The organism is Bradyrhizobium tropiciagri, from assembly GCF_018130545.1.
GTDB lineage: Bacteria > Pseudomonadota > Alphaproteobacteria > Rhizobiales > Xanthobacteraceae > Bradyrhizobium > Bradyrhizobium tropiciagri_A.
Genome location: NZ_JAFCKF010000005.1, coordinates 436,519 through 454,019, shown reverse-complemented (window position 1 = coordinate 454,019; position 17,501 = coordinate 436,519). Strand labels below are relative to the sequence as shown.

General features: G+C 66.6%; 15 protein-coding genes. 10 read left to right on the top strand and 5 right to left on the bottom strand.

Annotated features, from left to right (window positions below):
• Positions 1-3: 3 nt before the first annotated feature.
• The 9 genes from JQ616_RS23710 (at position 4) to JQ616_RS23670 (ending at position 9,943) form a co-directional block, all read left to right on the top strand.
• Positions 4-1,623 carry an ABC transporter ATP-binding protein gene (locus tag JQ616_RS23710; protein WP_212018567.1) on the top strand — a complete coding sequence of 540 codons (1,620 nt, stop codon included), beginning with the start codon at positions 4-6 and terminating at the stop codon, positions 1,621-1,623.
• A 3-nt stretch (positions 1,624-1,626) separates the two neighbouring features.
• Complete coding sequence (locus JQ616_RS23705; protein WP_212018565.1) at positions 1,627-2,556, top strand: 2-hydroxyacid dehydrogenase; 930 nt, start codon at positions 1,627-1,629, stop codon at positions 2,554-2,556.
• A 22-nt stretch (positions 2,557-2,578) separates the two neighbouring features.
• The gene (locus tag JQ616_RS23700) at positions 2,579-3,643 is read left to right on the top strand and encodes a phosphotransferase (RefSeq protein ID WP_212018563.1); all 1,065 of its coding nucleotides are present in this window, start codon (positions 2,579-2,581) and stop codon (positions 3,641-3,643) included.
• A gap of 4 nt (positions 3,644-3,647) precedes the next feature.
• A complete protein-coding gene (locus tag JQ616_RS23695; RefSeq protein ID WP_212018561.1) occupies positions 3,648-4,919 on the top strand; it encodes an aspartate aminotransferase family protein in 1,272 nt (423 codons plus the stop codon).
• 199 nt (positions 4,920-5,118) lie between these two features.
• Entirely contained in the window at positions 5,119-5,325 is a 207-nt protein-coding gene (locus JQ616_RS23690) for a ferredoxin (protein ID WP_212018559.1), read from the top strand.
• A 60-nt stretch (positions 5,326-5,385) separates the two neighbouring features.
• Complete coding sequence (locus tag JQ616_RS23685; protein WP_212018557.1) at positions 5,386-6,612, top strand: cytochrome P450; 1,227 nt, start codon at positions 5,386-5,388, stop codon at positions 6,610-6,612.
• An 84-nt stretch (positions 6,613-6,696) separates the two neighbouring features.
• On the top strand, positions 6,697-8,019 hold the full coding sequence (locus JQ616_RS23680; RefSeq protein WP_212018555.1) for an MFS transporter: 1,323 nt from the start codon (positions 6,697-6,699) through the stop codon (positions 8,017-8,019).
• Positions 8,020-8,031: 12 nt separating this feature from the next.
• Entirely contained in the window at positions 8,032-8,694 is a 663-nt protein-coding gene (locus tag JQ616_RS23675) for a sulfite oxidase-like oxidoreductase (RefSeq protein WP_212018552.1), read from the top strand.
• A 28-nt stretch (positions 8,695-8,722) separates the two neighbouring features.
• Complete coding sequence (locus JQ616_RS23670) at positions 8,723-9,943, top strand: bifunctional alpha/beta hydrolase/OsmC family protein (protein WP_212018550.1); 1,221 nt, start codon at positions 8,723-8,725, stop codon at positions 9,941-9,943.
• Positions 9,944-9,953: 10 nt separating this feature from the next.
• On the opposite strand, the gene JQ616_RS23665 is transcribed toward JQ616_RS23670, so the two are convergent.
• A complete protein-coding gene (locus JQ616_RS23665; protein WP_212018548.1) occupies positions 9,954-11,411 on the bottom strand; it encodes a PLP-dependent aminotransferase family protein in 1,458 nt (485 codons plus the stop codon).
• Between the two features lie 89 nt (positions 11,412-11,500).
• On the opposite strand from JQ616_RS23665, the gene JQ616_RS23660 reads away from it, so the two are divergent.
• Positions 11,501-12,400, top strand: a complete 900-nt coding sequence (locus JQ616_RS23660; protein WP_212018546.1) for a DMT family transporter — start codon at positions 11,501-11,503, stop codon at positions 12,398-12,400.
• Here the strand turns inward: JQ616_RS23660 and JQ616_RS23655 are convergent.
• From JQ616_RS23655 to paaK, 4 genes are all read right to left on the bottom strand, one after another.
• Positions 12,397-13,452 (bottom strand): YeeE/YedE family protein, encoded by a 1,056-nt coding sequence (locus JQ616_RS23655; RefSeq protein ID WP_212018544.1) that lies wholly within the window; start codon positions 13,450-13,452, stop codon positions 12,397-12,399. The two genes, JQ616_RS23660 and JQ616_RS23655, sit on opposite strands and share 4 nt — an antisense overlap.
• Positions 13,453-13,559: 107 nt before the next feature.
• Positions 13,560-14,594 (bottom strand): quinone oxidoreductase family protein, encoded by a 1,035-nt coding sequence (locus JQ616_RS23650; protein WP_249137158.1) that lies wholly within the window; start codon positions 14,592-14,594, stop codon positions 13,560-13,562.
• A gap of 102 nt (positions 14,595-14,696) precedes the next feature.
• Complete coding sequence (gene iaaH, locus JQ616_RS23645; RefSeq protein ID WP_212018542.1) at positions 14,697-16,127, bottom strand: indoleacetamide hydrolase; 1,431 nt, start codon at positions 16,125-16,127, stop codon at positions 14,697-14,699.
• Between the two features lie 36 nt (positions 16,128-16,163).
• Positions 16,164-17,495, bottom strand: a complete 1,332-nt coding sequence (gene paaK, locus JQ616_RS23640) for a phenylacetate--CoA ligase PaaK (RefSeq protein ID WP_212018541.1) — start codon at positions 17,493-17,495, stop codon at positions 16,164-16,166.
• Between the last annotated feature and the right edge of the window lie 6 nt (positions 17,496-17,501).

Sequence of the window (17,501 nt, the reverse complement as noted above, 5' to 3'; positions counted from 1 at the left end):
CGCATGTCGGCCGCACCCGTCGTTTCGATCAAGAATTTGAAGCTCGCGCTGCCGCCGGGCTCCGACCGCCCCTACGCGGTCGACGGCGTCTCCTTCGATCTCGTGCCCGGCAAGATCCTCTGCGTGGTCGGCGAGTCCGGCTCCGGCAAGTCGATGTGCGCGCACGCGCTGCTGGGACTGTTGCCGGACACCATCAGCCGCGAGGCCGGCGAGATCGCGTATGACGGCCGGAACCTGCTCACCCTCGACGATACCGGTTGGCTTGCGCTGCGCGGGCGCCATATCGCGATGGTGTTCCAGGAGCCGATGACGGCGCTCAATCCCCTGATGCGGATCGGCGACCAGATCGCCGAGATGTTCGAGGCGCACGATCTGCTGACACCGCGGCAACGCAAGCAGAAGGCGTTGCAGCTGCTGCGCGAGGTCGGCCTGCCCGAGCCCGAGCGTTCAGCGCGCGCGTATCCGCATCAGCTGTCCGGCGGTCAACGCCAGCGCGCGATGATCGCGATGGCGCTGGCGCTGGAGCCGGCGGTGCTGGTGGCGGACGAACCGACCACCGCGCTCGATGTCACCACGCAGGCGCAGATCCTCGAGCTGATCCGCGACTTGCAGCGCCGCCGCAACATGGCGGTCATGTTCATCACCCACGATTTCGGCGTCGTCTCCGATATCGCCGACCGCGTCGTCGTGCTCCAGCACGGCAAGGTGGTCGAACAGGGCGCGGCCGACGACGTGTTGCGGCGTCCGCAACATGCCTACACCCGCGCGCTGCTCGCGGCGGTGCCCTCGATGCAGCCGCCACCGCGTGCGCCGCTTGCGGATCGCGCCAAGGCGGTCGAGGTGGTCGGTCTCGACAAGACCTATGTCAGTGGCGGCGGCTGGTTCCAGCCGGAGCGGCGGGTGCGCGCCGCGAACGAAGTCAATTTCGATATCCTGCAAGGCGAGACCGTCGGCCTGGTCGGTGAATCCGGCTCCGGCAAGTCATCGGTCGCTCGCCTCGTGATGCGCCTGATCGAACCGGATCAGGGCACGGTCCGTCTCGGCGACACCGATTTCACCCGCATCGCCGGCCGCGCGCTGCGCAGGGAGCGCAGCCGTATCCAGATGATCTTCCAGGATCCGTTCGCCTCGCTCAACCCGCGCCGCAAGGTCGGCAGCATCATCGCCGACGGACCGATCGCCCACGGCACCGATCCCGCGGTCGCACGTCAGCGTGCCGCTGATCTGCTCGGCCTGGTCGGTCTCAATGCCAGCGCGATGGAACGCTATCCGCACGAGTTCTCCGGCGGCCAGCGCCAGCGCATCGGCATCGCCCGCGCGCTTGCGCTCGAGCCGGAAATCATCGTCGCCGACGAAGCCGTCTCGGCGCTCGATGTGTCGGTGCAGGCGCAGGTGCTGAATTTGCTGGAAGACCTCAAGGCGCGGCTCGGCCTGTCGATGCTGTTCATCACCCACGATCTGCGGGTGGCGGCGCAAATCTGCGACCGGATCGCGGTGATGCAACGCGGCGCGATCGTCGAGCTGAAGCCGACGGCGGCGCTGTTCGCGGCCCCCGAGCATCCGTACACCCGCGAGCTGCTCGCCGCGGTGCCCGGGCAGATCTCCTCATCGCGTGCGGCCTGAGCCATGCGTTGTGCCCTGATCAGCAGCAGCCTCGATCTGCGCAACTATTTCGGCGCGGAGCTGGCGCGCATTGCGCCGCATGTCGAGGTGGTCGATCATGCCGGCGGTGCCGCGGATGTCCGTCTCGCTTTGGCCTGGCATCCGCCCGACGACGCGTTCCAGCGCTATCCCGATCTGCAGGCGGTGTGCTCGATCGCCGCCGGCGTCGACAACATCATGGCCTGCCCGAGCCTGCCACCCAGTGTCGACGTGGTGCGCGTGGTCGATCCCGGACAGGGGCAGATGATGTCGGGCTTCATCGCCTGGCAAGCAATCGGACATCAGCGCGGCTTTGCCGCCTTCAGCGCCCAGCAGCGCGACCGGATTTGGCAACGCGGCGCGCAGCGGCGCGCGCAGGATGTTCCGGTCGGCATCCTCGGCAATGGCGAGATCGGCCGGCGCGTCGCCGTCGACCTCGCCCATCTCGGCTTTCCCGTGATGTCCTGGAGTCGGACCGCCAAGGCGATTTCATCGGCGAGCCGGAGCTTTCACGGGCCCGCCGGTCTTGCCGCGATGCTCAGCGAGACCGAGGTGCTGGTCAATCTGCTGCCGCTGACACCGGAGACGCGCAACATCCTCAATGGCGATCTGTTCGGCCGGATGCGTCGCGGCGGCTATCTGATCCAGGTTGGCCGCGGCGAGCATCTGGTGGAGACCGATCTGCTCGCAGCGCTCGACAGCGGTCAGCTGTCAGGAGCTGCGCTCGACGTCTTCGCGACCGAGCCATTGCCCAAGGCGCATCCGTTCTGGCATCATCCGCGGATCGCCATCACGCCGCATGACGCCAGCGACGTCAGCATCAGCGCCGTCGCGACCACGCTTGCCACGACGGCAGACGCGATCCGCGCCGGACGGCGACCCCCGCATGCAATCGACCGCGCGCGCGGCTATTGATTGCGACATCGAGGAGCGCCAGATGCAGATCCCCCGTTCGTCCACTGACGCCGCGGACCGGCTCGACGGGCTGCGCGCCGCCGGGCCGATTGCGGAGGCACATGCGCTGACGCTTGTCAGCGAGCACTACGGCCTGTCGGCCGACATCCGCCGGCTCGACAGCGAGCGCGACCAGAATTTCCGGCTGCGCGCGCAAGACGGATGCGAATACGTCCTCAAGATCGCCAATCCCGACGAAGATCGCGCCGTCACCAATCTGCAGACGGAAGCCCTGCGCCACGTCGCGATCCGTGATCCGTTGCTGCCGATCCCGCGCATCATCCCTGCGCGGAATGGCGCGACCGAACTCGACGTCGGCTTCGACGACGGCTCGACCAGGATGGTGCGGCTGCTGACGTTCCTTGCGGGAACGCCGATGCATCAGGCGCCGCCATCGGCGACGTTGCGCGGTGACGTCGGCCGCTGCGCGGCACGGCTCGCCGTTGCGCTGCGCGACTTCGTTCATCCCGGCGCAAACCATAAATTGCTCTGGGACGTCCGGCACGCCGCCGAGCTGCGTCCGCTGCTCGGCGCGGTACCGTCCGCCCAGCGCGAGCTGGTCGAACGCGTCCTCGATCATTTCGACGCCGACGCCGTGCCCGTATTGGCGCAGCTTCCAACGCAACCGCTGCATAACGATCTCAATCCGCACAACATCGTCGTCGACGCGGCCTCACAGACGCGCATCTGCGGCATCATCGATTTCGGCGACATGACCGCGACGGCGCGTATCAACGACCTCGCGATCGCGGCAGCCTATCAGGTGACCGACAGCGACGATCCGCTGGCGCCGGCGCTCGATCTGATTGCGGCCTATCATGCGGTCTCGCCGCTCGAGCGGTCCGAGCGCAGCATCCTGTTCGACCTGATCGCGACCCGCATGGTGATGACGATCGTGATCAGCAACATCAGGGCCGCTCGCTATCCGGAGAACAGCGGGTATATTCTGCGCAACAACAAGCAGGCGTCGGCCCGGCTCGCCCGGATCGCGACACTGACGCGAACACAGGCCAGGCAGCAGATCGAGCGTGCCTGCCAGGGAGAGTGACACGATGCCGGCCGAAACCTCGACGCAAGAGCTGATCGCGCGCCGCAACCGCCTGCTCGGTCCTGCCTACCGGCTGTTCTACGAGCAGCCGGTGCATGTCGTGCGCGGCGAAGGCATCTGGCTCTACGACGCCGCGGGCAAGCGCTATCTCGACGCCTATAACAACGTCGCCTGCGTCGGTCACTGCCATCCGCACGTGATCGAGGCGATCGCGCGGCAGGCTGCGGTGCTCAACACCCACACCCGCTATCTGCACGAGACGATCCTCGACTACGCCGAGCGGCTGCTCGCGACCTTCCCGGCCGAGATCGGCCAGGTGATGTTCACCTGCACCGGCAGCGAGGCCAACGACCTGGCGCTCCGCGTCGCCCGCACCTGCACCGGCGGCACCGGCGTCATCGTCACCCGGACCGCCTATCACGGCGTGACCGGCGCGCTTGCCGAATTGTCGCCGTCGCTCGGCCTGCCCGAGCCGACCGCGCCCCATGTCCGGCTGGTGCCGGCGCCGCAGTCCGCCGGTGACGAAACGGGCGAGATCTTTGCAAGCCACGTCCGCACAGCGTTCGCCGATATGGCACGCAGCGGCATTCGCCCGGCCGCGCTGCTGGTCGATACGATCTTCTCCAGCGACGGCGTGTTCGCCGACCCGCCTGGCTTCCTGAGGCCGGCCGTGGAGGCCACGCGTGCCGCCGGCGCGCTGTTCATCGCCGACGAGGTGCAGCCCGGCTTCGGCCGCTGCGGCCAGGGCCTGTGGGGCTTTGCCCGCCATGGGATCGTTCCCGACATGGTCACGATGGGCAAGCCGATGGGCAACGGCCATCCGATCGCCGCGATGGCCGCACGCCCGGACTTGCTCAGGGAATTCGGCGCCCGCTCGCGCTACTTCAACACCTTTGGCGGCAATCCCGTGTCGGCCGCCGCCGGCATGGCCGTGCTCGATGTGATCGAGCGGGAAGGCTTGGTCGAGAACGCCGGGCGCACCGGTGCGCTTCTGCGCCAGCGGCTCGACGCCCTGCGCACGCGGCATCAACTGGTGGCAGAGGTCCGCGGTGCCGGCCTGTTCATCGGTGTCGAATTGCGCCATGACGGCACCCCCGCCGGCAAGCAGGCGGCGCAGATCGTGAACGCGCTGCGTGAAAAGGGCGTGCTGATCAGCGCGGCGGGGCCAGGCGGCAATGTCCTGAAGATCCGGCCGCCGCTGGTCTTTGGCCCGGAGCATATCGACCTGCTGGTCGACGCCCTCGACCAGGCGCTGCAGGACAATTCGCCGGGCTGACGGTCCGTATTATCCCAAACCGCCGGCGCCCGGCCGCTGAATTTTCGCTTGACGTCCGCCCCCGACAATAATGTAATACACTATAACTTGGTGGTGCGGCTTTGAAGCCGGCCGCCCAAGCAAGCTAGAACTTGCATGATACGAAAACGAGGAACCCGGCGCGCTCCGCAGCGCGCCAGAGCCGAGGGAGAGCGCTTGCATGTCCAAGCTCAGAATCCGCGTCGACCAGGATAAATGCCAGGGTCACGCGCGCTGCAAATCACTCGCCCCCGAACTGTTCGAGCTCGACGAATTCGGCAACGCCCATGAAGCCGGCGACGGGACCGTTCCCGCCGGGCTCGAGGACAAGGCCTGGCTCGCGCAGACCAATTGCCCGGAAATCGCGATCGAAGTCACCGAGGAGTAGCGGCCGCGCGCCGCCCGCTCCGCCGACCAGCGTTTGATCGAACGAGAAGGAAACGAGCTGATGTCCGATTCCCCGTCCGCAAGCTTTTTGCCCGAACATCCCCCGGTCACCGACTGGGTCCATGATTTCGACCACACCGATCCGGTCTGGACCGATGACCCGTTCCCGATCTGGGAGACGCTGCGCGCGGCCTCGCCGGTCGTGCACACCGAGCGCTTCCTCGGCTGCTACATGCCGACCACCTATCAGGCGGTGAAGGAGATCGCCTACGACACCGAGCACTTCTCCTCGCGCCGCGTCATCGTACGCGACGTCCGCCCCGAGATCTCCGCCCGCGCGCCGCCGATCACGTCGGATCCGCCGGAGCACAAGCCCGCCAAGCAGGTTCTGCTGCCGCCGTTCACGCCGGATGCGATGAAGCGGCTGGAGCCGCGGGTGCGCGCGATCTGCAACGAGCTGATCGACGAATTCATTGCCGATGGCCATTGCGACGCCGCGGCGCGCTACACCAAGCACATCCCGGTGCGCGCCATCGCGCATATGCTGGGAATTCCCGAGAAGGACGGCGACCTGTTCATCAAGTGGATCCACCAGATCCTCGAGCTCGGCATCAAGAACGAAGAGGAGCTGATGAACGGCGTGCGCGAGATGACCGGCTATTTCATGGCCCATCTCGAGCAGCGCAAACTTCAACCGGGCGACGATCTGATCTCGCAGCTTTTGCGGGCCAAGGGCCCCGGCGGCCAGCCGCTGACCGACGAGCACGTGCTCGGCTCGCTGCGGCTGCTCCTGATTGCCGGCATCGATACCACCTGGAGCGCGATCGGCTCCTCGCTCTGGCACCTCGCCAGGACGCCGGCTGACCGCGAGCGCCTGGTTGCGGAGCCGGCGCTGATCCCGATTGCGATCGAGGAATTCCTGCGCGCCTATTCGCCGGTCACGATGGCGCGCGAGGTGATGAAGGAAACCACGATCTCCGGCTGCCCGGTCAAGGCCGGCAACATGGTGCTGTTGTCGTTCCCCGCGGCCAACCGCGACCCCGCGATGTTCCCCGATGCCGACAAGGTGGTGATCGACCGCAAGGAGAACCGCCACGCCGCCTTCGGCCTCGGCATCCACCGCTGCGTCGGTTCCAATTTGGCGCGGATGGAGATGCAGGTGGCAATCGAGGAATGGCTGAAGCGGATTCCGGACTTCCGCCTCGACCCGGCCGGCAAGGTCACATGGTCCGAAGGCACGGTGCGCGGCCCGCGTCAACTGCCTGTCCTGTTCGGCAAGAATGCCTGAGGAACAGGACAGCAGTTACATCGCCCCACGCAAATGAGTTAGGTTGCCCCGGAATCGTGCCAGAGAATCCGGGGAGGCCTGTCAATGTCCGAACAAACCGCTCAATCCGCGAGCGATCGTCTCGACATCCATGACGTCGAGCGGCGGGTGAAGGCGATCTTCATCGGATCGGTCGGCAATCTCGTCGAATGGTACGATTTTTACGCCTACACCGCGTTCGCGCTGTATTTCGCACCGGCGTTCTTCCCGCACAGCGATCCGGTGGTGCAGCAGCTCAATGCCGCCGTGCTGTTCGCCGCGACCTTCCTGATGCGCCCGCTCGGCGGCTGGCTGTTCGGCTACATCGCCGACCGCTATGGCCGGCGGCTGTCGCTGACGCTGTCGGTGGTCTGCATGTGCTTCGGCTCGCTGATCATCGCGGTGACGCCGACCTACGCCACGATCGGCTTTGCGGCCCCTGCAATCCTCGCGCTCGCCCGCGTCATCGAGGGCCTCAGCCTCGGCGGCGAATATGGCGCCAGCGCCACCTATCTCAGCGAAGTCGCCGATGCCAAGCATCGCGGCTTCTATTCCAGCTTCCAGTACGTCACCCTGATCGGCGGCCAGCTGACCGCGATCATCGTGCTGCTGTTGCTGCAGAAGGTGTTCCTGACCCCGGACGAGCTGAAGGCCTGGGGCTGGCGGATTCCGTTCGTGATCGGCGCCATGCTCGCGATCTTCGCAGCGGTGATGCGGCGCGGCCTGCATGAGACCGAGGCGTTCGAGGAAGCCAAGAAGGTCTCCAAGCCGACCGGCTCGATCGTCGGCCTCCTGAACTACCCGCGCGAATTGCTGCTGGTGGTCGGCCTCACCGCCGGCGGCACCGCGGCGTTCTACACCTTCACCACCTACATGCAGACTTTCGTAAAATTGTCGGTTGGCCTGACCGAGGACCAGACCACTTTCGTGATCTTCGGCTCACTGATCTTCGCGACCTTCCTGCAACCGATCTATGGCGCGCTGTCCGACCGCATCGGCCGCAAGCCGCTGCTGATCTTCTTCGGCGTCGTCGGCACACTCGCCACGGTGCCGATCCTGACCGCGCTGAAGGACACCAAATCGCCCTTCGTCGCCTTCCTGTTGATCTGCGGCGCCTGGATCTTCGTCGCCGGCTACACCTCGATCAATGCGATCGTGAAGGCCGAGCTGTTCCCGACCAATGTCCGCGCGCTGGGCGTCGGCCTGCCCTACGCCATCACGGTGTCGATCTTCGGCGGCACCGCGCCGGCGGTCGCGCTCTACTTCAAGAGCATCGGGCACGAGGACTGGTTCTACTATTGTCTCAGCGGCATGATTTTCCTGTCGCTGCTGATCTACTCGACCATGCGCGACACCAAGCACGAGTCCGCGATGCATCGCCACGAATGATGGCCTGACGCTATGACCGACGATCAGGAACCACCCGAGAGCAAGCTGACGCGCAGCAAGCAGAACTGGGCGCGCCAGGGCAAGTTCCTCACCGGCAAGATCACCCGGCCGGAGGAGCAGCGCCTGCCACCGGGCCAGCATCTGACCAAGGACTGGCCGGTGCTCGATCTCGGGCTGCTGCCGAACATCACGCGAGAGCGCTGGCGGCTCGACGTCTACGGCGCGGTCGAGCAGACGATCTACTGGGACTGGCCGCAATTCACCGCGCAGCCGCAGACGCAGTTCGTCTCCGACATTCATTGCGTCACCACCTGGTCGCGCTACGACAATCAGTGGGAGGGGCTCGCGACCCGCGACCTGCTCGCCGCCTGCCGGCCGCGCGAGGACGCGCGCTTCGTCGTGTTGCATTCGTATGACGGTTATACGACGAACCTGACGCTGGAGGATTTCGCCGCCGAGGACGCGCTGCTCGCGCATAGCTGGTCGGGCAAGCCGCTGGAGCAGGAGCATGGCGGGCCAGTGCGGCTGGTGGTGCCGCATCTCTATTTCTGGAAGAGCGCGAAATGGCTGCAGCGCATCGAATTCTTGACCGACGATGCGCCGGGCTTCTGGGAGGTGCGCGGCTATCACAATCGCGGTGATCCCTGGGCCGAACAGCGCTATTCTGACGACTGACGAACCAACACAATGATGGAGCCTGCCCGTGCCGCATGAACGCTTTCAATTCACCGGTGTGGGCGGTCACCAGCTGGCCGCCGCACTCGATACGCCCGATGGACCGATCAAGGCCTATGCGCTGTTCGCGCATTGCTTCACCTGCGGCAAGGACGTGCTTGCGGCCAAGCGCATCGCGGTCGCCCTCGCCGCCAAGGGCATCGCCACGCTGCGGTTCGACTTCACCGGGCTCGGCTCCAGCGAAGGTGATTTCGCCAACGCGACCTTCTCGTCGAACGTCGCCGATCTGGTTCGCGCCGCCGACCATCTGCGCGAGACGCGCAAGGCGCCCGCAATTCTGATCGGCCACAGCCTGGGTGGCGCCGCGATCCTGGCCGCCGCAGGCCAGATTCCCGAGGCGAAGGCGGTCGTCACCATCGCCGCGCCGTCCGACCCCGTCCATGTCACGCATTTCTTCAAGGACAAGATCGAGGATATCCGCGCGCAGGGTGAAGGCGAAGTGTCGCTCGCCGGCCGCCCGTTCCGCATCAAGCGCGAATTCCTCGACGACGTCGCCGAGCAGAATTTGATGGCGCAGGTCAAGCAGCTGCACAAGGCGCTGCTGATCATGCATGCGCCGACCGACGACACCGTCGGCATCGACAATGCCACCAATATCTTCATCGCGGCCAAGCATCCGAAGAGCTTCGTCTCGCTTTCCGGCGCTGATCATCTTCTGAGCGGCAAGCAGGACGCCGCCTACGTCGCCGACGTGATCGGCGCCTGGGCCGAGCGTTATGTCGATCTCATGCCGCAGCCCGTGGCGGAGGCCGGTAGCGCGCCGCGCAACGTCGTGGTGCAGGAGACCCGTAACGGCAAGTTCCAGCAGATCGTCACAACGGGTCCGCACCGGTTGATCGCCGACGAACCGGTCAGCGTTGGCGGCGATGACAGCGGCCCCGGGCCGTACGATTTCCTGCTCACCGGGCTCGGCGCCTGCACCTCGATGACGATGCGGATGTATGCCGATCGCAAGTCGCTGCCGGTCGATCGCATCACCGTGACGCTCCAGCACAACAAGATCTATGCCAAGGATTGCGAGGAGTGCGAGACCCGCGAGGGCATGCTCGACCAGATCGACCGTGTTATCAGGATCGAGGGCGATCTCGACGCCGATCAGCGCAAGCGGCTGATGGAGATCGCCGACAAGTGCCCGGTGCACAAGACGCTGACCTCGGAGGTGCGGATCGTCACCAAGGCCGCCGAGTGAGCCTGCGACTCTACCCGCGCGCCACGCGCCTGCCGGTCAGGCAGCTCGCCATGGTCCGCACCGCGGCGCCGATCTCGTTCTCACGCCAGGCAGCGAAGCCGAGCAACAGGCCGTGGTCGCGCGGCCGCTCCAGCGCGAGGCTTGACAGCGCGCGCACCTCGACGCCGGCGGCCACCAGCCGCGTCACGGCGCCCTGATCTGCGGCACCATCCTTGAAACGGGCCACCAGCTGCATGCCGCCCGGCGGGACCTCGGCCGTCAGCACCTCGCCCAGCTGCCGCGCCAGCGCCGCGGCGAGATGGTCGCGGCGTGCCCGGTAGATCCGCCGCATGCGCCTGATGTGTGCCAGGAAATGCCCGTCGGCCATGAAATCGGCCAGCGCCTCCTGGACATGCACGGAGGCGATCAGCCCGAGATGCCGCTGCGCGATCTCCATGGTCCGCGCCAGCTGCGGCGGCACCACCAGATAGCCGAACCGGATATCGGCGGTCATCGCTTTTGCGAACGTGCCGAGATAGAGCACGCGTCCCTCGCGGTCGAGCCCCTGCAAGGCCGGCATCGGCCGGCTGTCATAGTGAAACTCGCCGTCGTAATCGTCCTCGACGATCCAGGTCTTGCCAGGCTCGGCCGCCGCCAGCAATTCGGTGCGGCGCGCGACCGGCATCACCCGTCCGGTCGGGTGCTGATGCGACGGCGTCGTGAAGATCAGCTTTGGCGCACGCGCGGCGCGCGTCCGCATCATGCCCCATTGGTCGAGCCTGATACCGACGACCTCGGCGCCGGCCGCGCGAAACGCCGCCGCGGCGCCGGGATAGCCGGGGTCCTCGGTCCACACCGCGTCACCGGCGACGATGGTGGTCGCGGCGATCAGCGACAGCGCCGCCTGTGCCGTCGGCAGAATCAGGATCTGATCGGCCTCGGCGCGCACGCCCCTGTTGACTTCGAGGTAATCACGCAAGGCCCCGCGCAGCCTCGGCCGGTTGACCACGGTCTGGTCGTTGAAGCGGCGGCGCAACGCGCTGCGGCGCAGGCCGCGCGCCCAGATCTGGTGCGGAAACTCGCGCGCATCCGCAAGCCCAGGACGGAGCGGCCGGAAATCGGCCTGGTAGGACAGCGGCCAATCCGTGTCGGAAAGCTGCAAGGCCCACGGCGACAGCAGTGGCTTGCGCGCGGCATCGCGCCGTGGCGCCGGTACAGGTTTGGCAAAGCGCGCTTCGATATCATCGGTTACCACCGGACGCCGCCGCGCGGATACGCGCAGATAGCCCTCGGCGGCAAGTTGTTCATAGGCGTAGATGACCGTGTTGCGCGCCACATCGAGCTCGGCCGCAAGACTACGGCTCGACGGCAGCATGGCGCCGCTCCTGATCTGACCAGCGGATATCATCGCGCGGAGCTGCTGCGTCAACTGCGCAGCCAGCCCGGCCTCATCCGAGCGCTTCAACGTGAGTAATCCGGCGAAGAGCAATCTGGATCCTTCATTCTATATGATCTGGCCCTTTTTATAGGACCAGCGCGATCCTATTCACAGGAGGTATTGCCCGCAAGGATTCTGCCGTGAATCAATCGCTATCGCCGGCCAAAGCCGCCGCCCTGTTCATCGTCGTGGTGCTGGCCTGGGGCATCAACTGGTCGGTGACGAAATCGCTGGTCGAGGCGGTGCCGCCGCTGTGGACCGCATCGATCCGCAGCTGGGTCGCCCTGGCCGCGCTGCTGGTGATCCTGCGCGCCAGCGGCAATCTGATCATTCCGCGGATCGCCGATGTGCCGGTCGTGCTCAGCGTGGCGCTGCTGCACATGACGTTCTTCTCGACCCTGGTCGCCGCCGGCCTGCGCTATCTGCCGGCGAGCAAGGGCATCGTGCTGGGCTACACCACGCCGCTCTGGGTGGCGCTGGCCGCCGGCGCCGCGCGAACCGAACGGCTCGGAGCGCTGAAGCTCGTCGGCGTCGCGTCGGGGCTCGCCGGCCTTTGCGTGATCCTCAACCCCGCGTCGCTGGACTGGAGTAATCTGCACGTCCTCGCCGGCGCCGGCATGATCATCCTCGCTGCGATCTGCTGGGCCGCCAACATCATCTATATCCGCTCGCACCGCTGGATCGCGACGCCGCTACAGCTGCTGCTGTGGCAGGTGCTGGTCGCAACGCTGGTGCTGACGACGACGGCGCTGGTCACCGAGGGCGTGCCCACGGTTACATGGTCGCCGCACCTCGTGCTGCTGTTCCTCTATTCCGGCTTCATCGGCACGGCGCTGGCATATTGGGCGATGTCAATGGTCAACAAGAGCCTGCCGGCGCTGACCACCTCGCTCGGCACCACGGGAACGCCGATCGTCGGCATCGTGACCGCTGCGCTGCTGCTCGGCGAGCCGATCGATCTCTCGCTGGCGATTGCTGCGGCCCTGATCGTCGGCGGGATCGCGCTGAGCTCGCTCGCGGATGCGCCGGCGCGGGCCTAGGCTGCCGCGAGCGGTCGAACCCGCAAGGCGCCGCGCAGGCCCGCACCGGTGCCGAGCATGATGCCGGCGATGGCGATGAAGGATGACAGCGACAGCGTCGACAGTCCGGTCAGCCCCTGTCCGACCGAGCAACCGAACGCCATCACGCCGCCCGCGCCCATCAGCGCGGCGCCGCTTGCCGAGCGCAGCATGTGTTGCGGCGACCGATAGCCTTCGAGCTGGAAGCGCCCGGTGGCGAGCGCCGTGATCAGGCTGCCGGCGAATACGCCGAACACGGTGACGATGCCGAAATTCAGCGTCGAGCCGGTCGACAGCATGACATATTGCAGGGCGTCGGCGATCGGCGCGATGAAGGTCAGCGACGTCACCGGCACCGGATTGAAATCATCGGCGCCGAGATAGCCGGTCGCGTACCAGCCGCCCGCCACGAGCAGGCCAACGATCAGGCCCGCCGCGATCTGGCCCGGCGATTTTCGGAATGGCGCATCGGCAAAGGCGAAAATGATCAGCACGGCTGAGAGCACCGATGCCGCCACCATCCGTGCCGGCACAGCGCCGAGGCCGATACTTGCCAGCAGCGCCGGCACCGAATTGGCGGCAACGGTCGCCTGCGAGGCCTGCACCATCGCGATCCGCGCCGGCGCGATCAGGCCCTTCAGCGTCATCTCGGCGACAATGCCGAGCACGATCACGACCACGAACGAACGGAGATTGCCGCGCCCGAGCAGCACCAGCGCTCGCGAGCCGCAGCCATTCGACAGCACCATGCCGTAACCGAACAAGAGCCCGCCGAGAAACATCACCGGCGCCGAGAACGACGGTTGCAGATAGATCGACTTGCCGAGATCGACGAGGCCGGCCGCCGCCAGCAGCTGCGAGGCGGCGATCGCAACCCCCATCGCCAGCGCGTAGGTGCGTGCCAGGCGCCCGTCACCCTCCGCCCACCAGCCGCGCAGGCCGCTCATCATGCAGAAGCCGCTGAGCAATCCGACCGAGCCGTAGATCAGGCCGATGATGAGAGCGGCGAGGATGACGATCGTGGCGGAGTCCATGGAAGTCCCTCAGAATTCGTCATTGCGAGCGAAGCGAAGCAATCCATATCACCGCAACAGGAGAGAGTGGATTGCTTCGTCGCTTCGCTCCTCGCAATGACGGTGAATTACGGTCGCAAAATCACGCGGTCGCGCGACGAGCCTGCCACGGCAACGAACGCGGCCCTGGCCTGTTCCAGCGGATAGATCGCGCTCGGCTGGATCGGAAACGGCTTGAGATGTCCGCTGGCAAAGCCCGGCGCGAGCTCGCGCAACACCTCGCCGGTCGCGACCGACGACAGCGCGAGCGTGTCGATGCCGACATAGGTGTGCTGGCCGCGATAGAATTCGAGGATGTTGAACTGCACGATGCGATCGACCGCCGCGATCAGAATCTGCCGGCCGCGCAGCGCCAGCGACTTGTGCGCGGCCTGGAAATAGGGATCGCCGACCGTGTTGTAGACGATGTCGGCCCCCTTGCCGCCGGTCAGCTCACGCACCCGCGCGGCCACATCGACGGCGGAGGCGTCGATCACCTCGACCGGCGAATTGCTGTGGCCTTCATAGGGCTCGCTCTTGCGCACCACGCCGATCACGCGCGCACCGTGCCAGCTCGCGATCTGCACCGCGGCCTGGCCGACCTTGCCGTTGACGCCCATCACAAGCACGGTCTCACCCGCCTTCGGAACGCCGGCGCGACGCAACCCCTCCATCGCGGTGACAAAGGGCACGCCGATCCCGGCCGCTTCATCCCAGGAAATGCCGGCGGGCTTTTCCACCACGGCATCGGCCTCGACCACCAGACGCGTGGCATGGGTGCCGTCGCGACGGATGCCGAGGTCGCCGGACGAGCCGAACACCTCGCGCCCGATCAGGCCCGAGGGACCGTCGATCACGACGCCCGCATAGTCGCGGCCGGAGGTGCGCGGGAATACGGCATAGGGCATCAGCCCGGTCGCGGCCTTGACGTCGGACGGATTGACCGCGGCCGCTTTCACCTCGATCAGGACATCATTGTCCCCGCGCGAAAGTGCATGGGTCTCGACAACCGGCGTCACCGCCGCCGCGTTCTCCACCTTTGTCAGCAGGCGGACGCAACGAGCATCGACGGGGTGACGGGTTGCTTGCGGGGCCGACGGCATCAGCAGTCCAGTCTTGGTCATGAAGCGCGCCGCAAAGCGCAGGGATCGTGGCGGCCGGGCGGCCTCAGATCATGACTAATCGACTGACCAATCAATTCAAGGGGCTTGTTGCGGTCTGCGGTGTCAGAGCTTCGGCGGCGGGGCCGTGCCCAGGATCGCCTCGATCGACAGGCCGAGCCCGAGCAGTCTGCCATCGCTGCCGACGGGACCGTCGAGCTCGAGCCCGACCGGCAGGCCGCCGGGCGTCATGCCGGCATAGAGCGACAGCCCGGGCAGGCCGGCATTGCTGCCGGGATCGGTGTTGCGGATCATGGTGCCGAAGGTCGGCGTCGGCGCGCCGCCATTGACCGACATCTCGCCGGACCCGGTCTTCTCGTCGATCACGGGTGCAGGCGCGATCGTGGTCGGAAACAGGATGGCGTCCAGCCTGTTGTCCCTGAGATAGGCGGCGTAGATCGCCTGCAGCGCCGGCCGCTGCACCTTGATCGCATCATCATAGGCGGCACCGAAGGCGTCCGCGGTGATGGCACCGAACGCGCCGACCACGTCAGGACTGGCGACACTGCCTGCGATGTCCGACAGCGTGATCCCCTCGATCCCGGAGGCGGCGAGCCAGGCCGGGATGTCGGCGATCGGCTCATGCAGCGCGACCACGAACGACACCTTGCCGTTCTGCTCGAACAGGTCGGGCATATCGACATCGACCAGCACCGCGCCCCCCGCGGCGAGCGCGGCGCAGGCCGCGCGGGTGACGGCTTCGACATCGCGATCGAGGCCGCTCCAGAAGCACGCGGGAATGCCGAGACGCACGCCGCGCAACGGAACGGCTGACGCAACCGGCGTGCCAGTGATCACGGCATCGAGCAGCGCGACATCGGCGACGGTGCGACCCATCGGGCCGACGGTGTCACGGGTATGGCTGATCGGAACCACCTGATTGTCGTCGTGATAGCGCCGCTCGGCGCCGCCATTGCCGACCGACGGCCGCAGCCCAACGGTCCCGGTCAGCGCCGCGGGCACGCGGGTCGAGCCGCCGGTGTCCGATCCGAGCCCACAGGTGGTGATCCGTGCGGCGATCGCTGCCGACGTTCCACCCGACGACCCGCCGGGGATGCGGCTAGTGTCGTACGGATTCCGAACCGGTCCCGCGAAGGGTGCGAGATTGGTGCTGGTGATGCCGAAGGCGAGCTCGTGCAGATTGGTCTTGCCGATGACGACAGCGCCGGCGTCGAGCAGCTTCTGCAACGACGGCGCGTTGCGCGCCGGCCGCGCGTGTTGCAGCGCCGGGGTGCCGCCCGATGTCGGCAGATCCGACGTGTTGATGTTGTCCTTGACGACGATGGGGAGCCCGGCGAGTGCGCCGGAGCGCTTTCCGGCATCGACCTCGCGCGCCGCGGCCAGCGCACCATCACGGTTCAGCACGATGAAGGCGTTGAGGTGCCTCAGCCGCTCGGCACGATCGAGCGCGGCCTCGACGAGGCTGACCGCCGTCACCTTGCCGTTGCGAATATCAGCCAGGATCTCCGCAGCGGTTACTTCGTTGGTATCGGCCATGGAAACCCCGCGCCCTCTTCGATTGCGGGCGAGAGGCTATTCTTTCGGCCGCTTGTCGTAAACACGTTTCGCCTTGCCGAGCGAGCGTTCGAGCGTCTCGGGAGCGACGACGCGGACGCGAGTGGAGATGCCGATCGTGTTCTTGATGAAGCCGGAGAGCTTCTCGGCGTGCGCGGTCAGCCCCGCGCCGTCCCAGCTTTCGGGACGGGCTTCGGCGAGCACCGTCATCTCGTCCATGCGGCCCTCGCGGGTCAGCTCGATGACAAAATGCCCACCGCACCAGTCGGTCGCCAGCAGCGCTTCCTCGATCTGGGTCGGGAACACGTTGACGCCGCGCAGGATGATCATGTCGTCGGAACGACCGGTCACCTTCTCCATTCGCCGCATGCCGGGCCGCGCCGTGCCGGGCAGCAGCCGCGTCAGGTCCCGGGTGCGGTAGCGGATGATCGGGAAGCCTTCCTTGGTGAGCGAGGTGAACACCAGTTCGCCCTTCTCGCCGTCGCCGAGCACCTTGCCGGTCACGGGATCGATCACCTCGGGATAGAAGTGATCCTCCCAGATGTGCAGGCCGTCCTTGGTCTCCACGCATTCCTGCGCGACGCCGGGGCCGATCACCTCCGAAAGGCCGTAGATATCGGTAGCGTCCATGTCGAAGGCCTGCTCGATCTCGACGCGCATCGCGTTGGTCCAGGGCTCGGCGCCGAAGATCCCGAACTTCAGTGACGATTTGCGCGGGTCGAGGCCCTGCCGCTTGAACTCGTCGAGGATCGCCAGCATGTAGCTCGGCGTCACCGTGATGACGTCGGGCCGGAAGTCGTTGATCAGCTGCACCTGCCGCTCGGTCATGCCGCCGGAGATCGGGATGACCGTGCAGCCAAGCCGCTCGGCGCCGTAATGCGCGCCGAGGCCGCCGGTGAACAGGCCATAGCCATAGGCATTGTGCATCAGCATCCCAGAACGGCCACCGGCGGCGCGGATCGAGCGCGCCATCACGTCGGCCCAGGTGTCGATGTCGCCCTTGGTGTAGCCGACCACGATCGGCTTGCCGGTCGTGCCGGATGAGGCATGGACCCGCACCAGCTGCTCCCGCGGCACCGCGAACATGTTGAAGGGATAATTGTCGCGCAGATCGGTCTTCACCGTGAAAGGAAACTTGGCGAGATCGGGAAGCTGCTTGAAGTCCGTGGGGTGCACGCCCGCGGCGTCGAACGACTTCTTGTAGTGCGCGACATTGTCATAAGCATGCTTGAGCGACCAGGCGAGCCGCTTGGTCTGCAGCGCCACCATCTCATCGCGCGAGGCGCGTTCGGCCGCATCGAGCTCGGCGTGATAGCCGCTATTTCCAACTCTGAGCTTTGCCGTAGCCATCGACGT

What these genes read in the sequence shown, in the direction of transcription:
- JQ616_RS23700 (WP_212018563.1), top strand. Translation starts at nt 2,579, where the DNA reads ATGCAGATCCCCCGTTCGTCCACTGACGCCGCGGACCGGCTCGACGGG.
- JQ616_RS23680 (WP_212018555.1), top strand. Translation starts at nt 6,697, where the DNA reads ATGTCCGAACAAACCGCTCAATCCGCGAGCGATCGTCTCGACATCCAT.
- JQ616_RS23690 (WP_212018559.1), top strand. Translation starts at nt 5,119, where the DNA reads ATGTCCAAGCTCAGAATCCGCGTCGACCAGGATAAATGCCAGGGTCAC.
- paaK (WP_212018541.1), bottom strand. Translation starts at nt 17,495, where the DNA reads ATGGCTACGGCAAAGCTCAGAGTTGGAAATAGCGGCTATCACGCCGAG.
- JQ616_RS23685 (WP_212018557.1), top strand. Translation starts at nt 5,386, where the DNA reads ATGTCCGATTCCCCGTCCGCAAGCTTTTTGCCCGAACATCCCCCGGTC.
- JQ616_RS23655 (WP_212018544.1), bottom strand. Translation starts at nt 13,452, where the DNA reads ATGGACTCCGCCACGATCGTCATCCTCGCCGCTCTCATCATCGGCCTG.
- JQ616_RS23710 (WP_212018567.1), top strand. Translation starts at nt 4, where the DNA reads ATGTCGGCCGCACCCGTCGTTTCGATCAAGAATTTGAAGCTCGCGCTG.
- iaaH (WP_212018542.1), bottom strand. Translation starts at nt 16,127, where the DNA reads ATGGCCGATACCAACGAAGTAACCGCTGCGGAGATCCTGGCTGATATT.
- JQ616_RS23650 (WP_249137158.1), bottom strand. Translation starts at nt 14,594, where the DNA reads ATGACCAAGACTGGACTGCTGATGCCGTCGGCCCCGCAAGCAACCCGT.
- JQ616_RS23675 (WP_212018552.1), top strand. Translation starts at nt 8,032, where the DNA reads ATGACCGACGATCAGGAACCACCCGAGAGCAAGCTGACGCGCAGCAAG.
- JQ616_RS23705 (WP_212018565.1), top strand. Translation starts at nt 1,627, where the DNA reads ATGCGTTGTGCCCTGATCAGCAGCAGCCTCGATCTGCGCAACTATTTC.
- JQ616_RS23695 (WP_212018561.1), top strand. Translation starts at nt 3,648, where the DNA reads ATGCCGGCCGAAACCTCGACGCAAGAGCTGATCGCGCGCCGCAACCGC.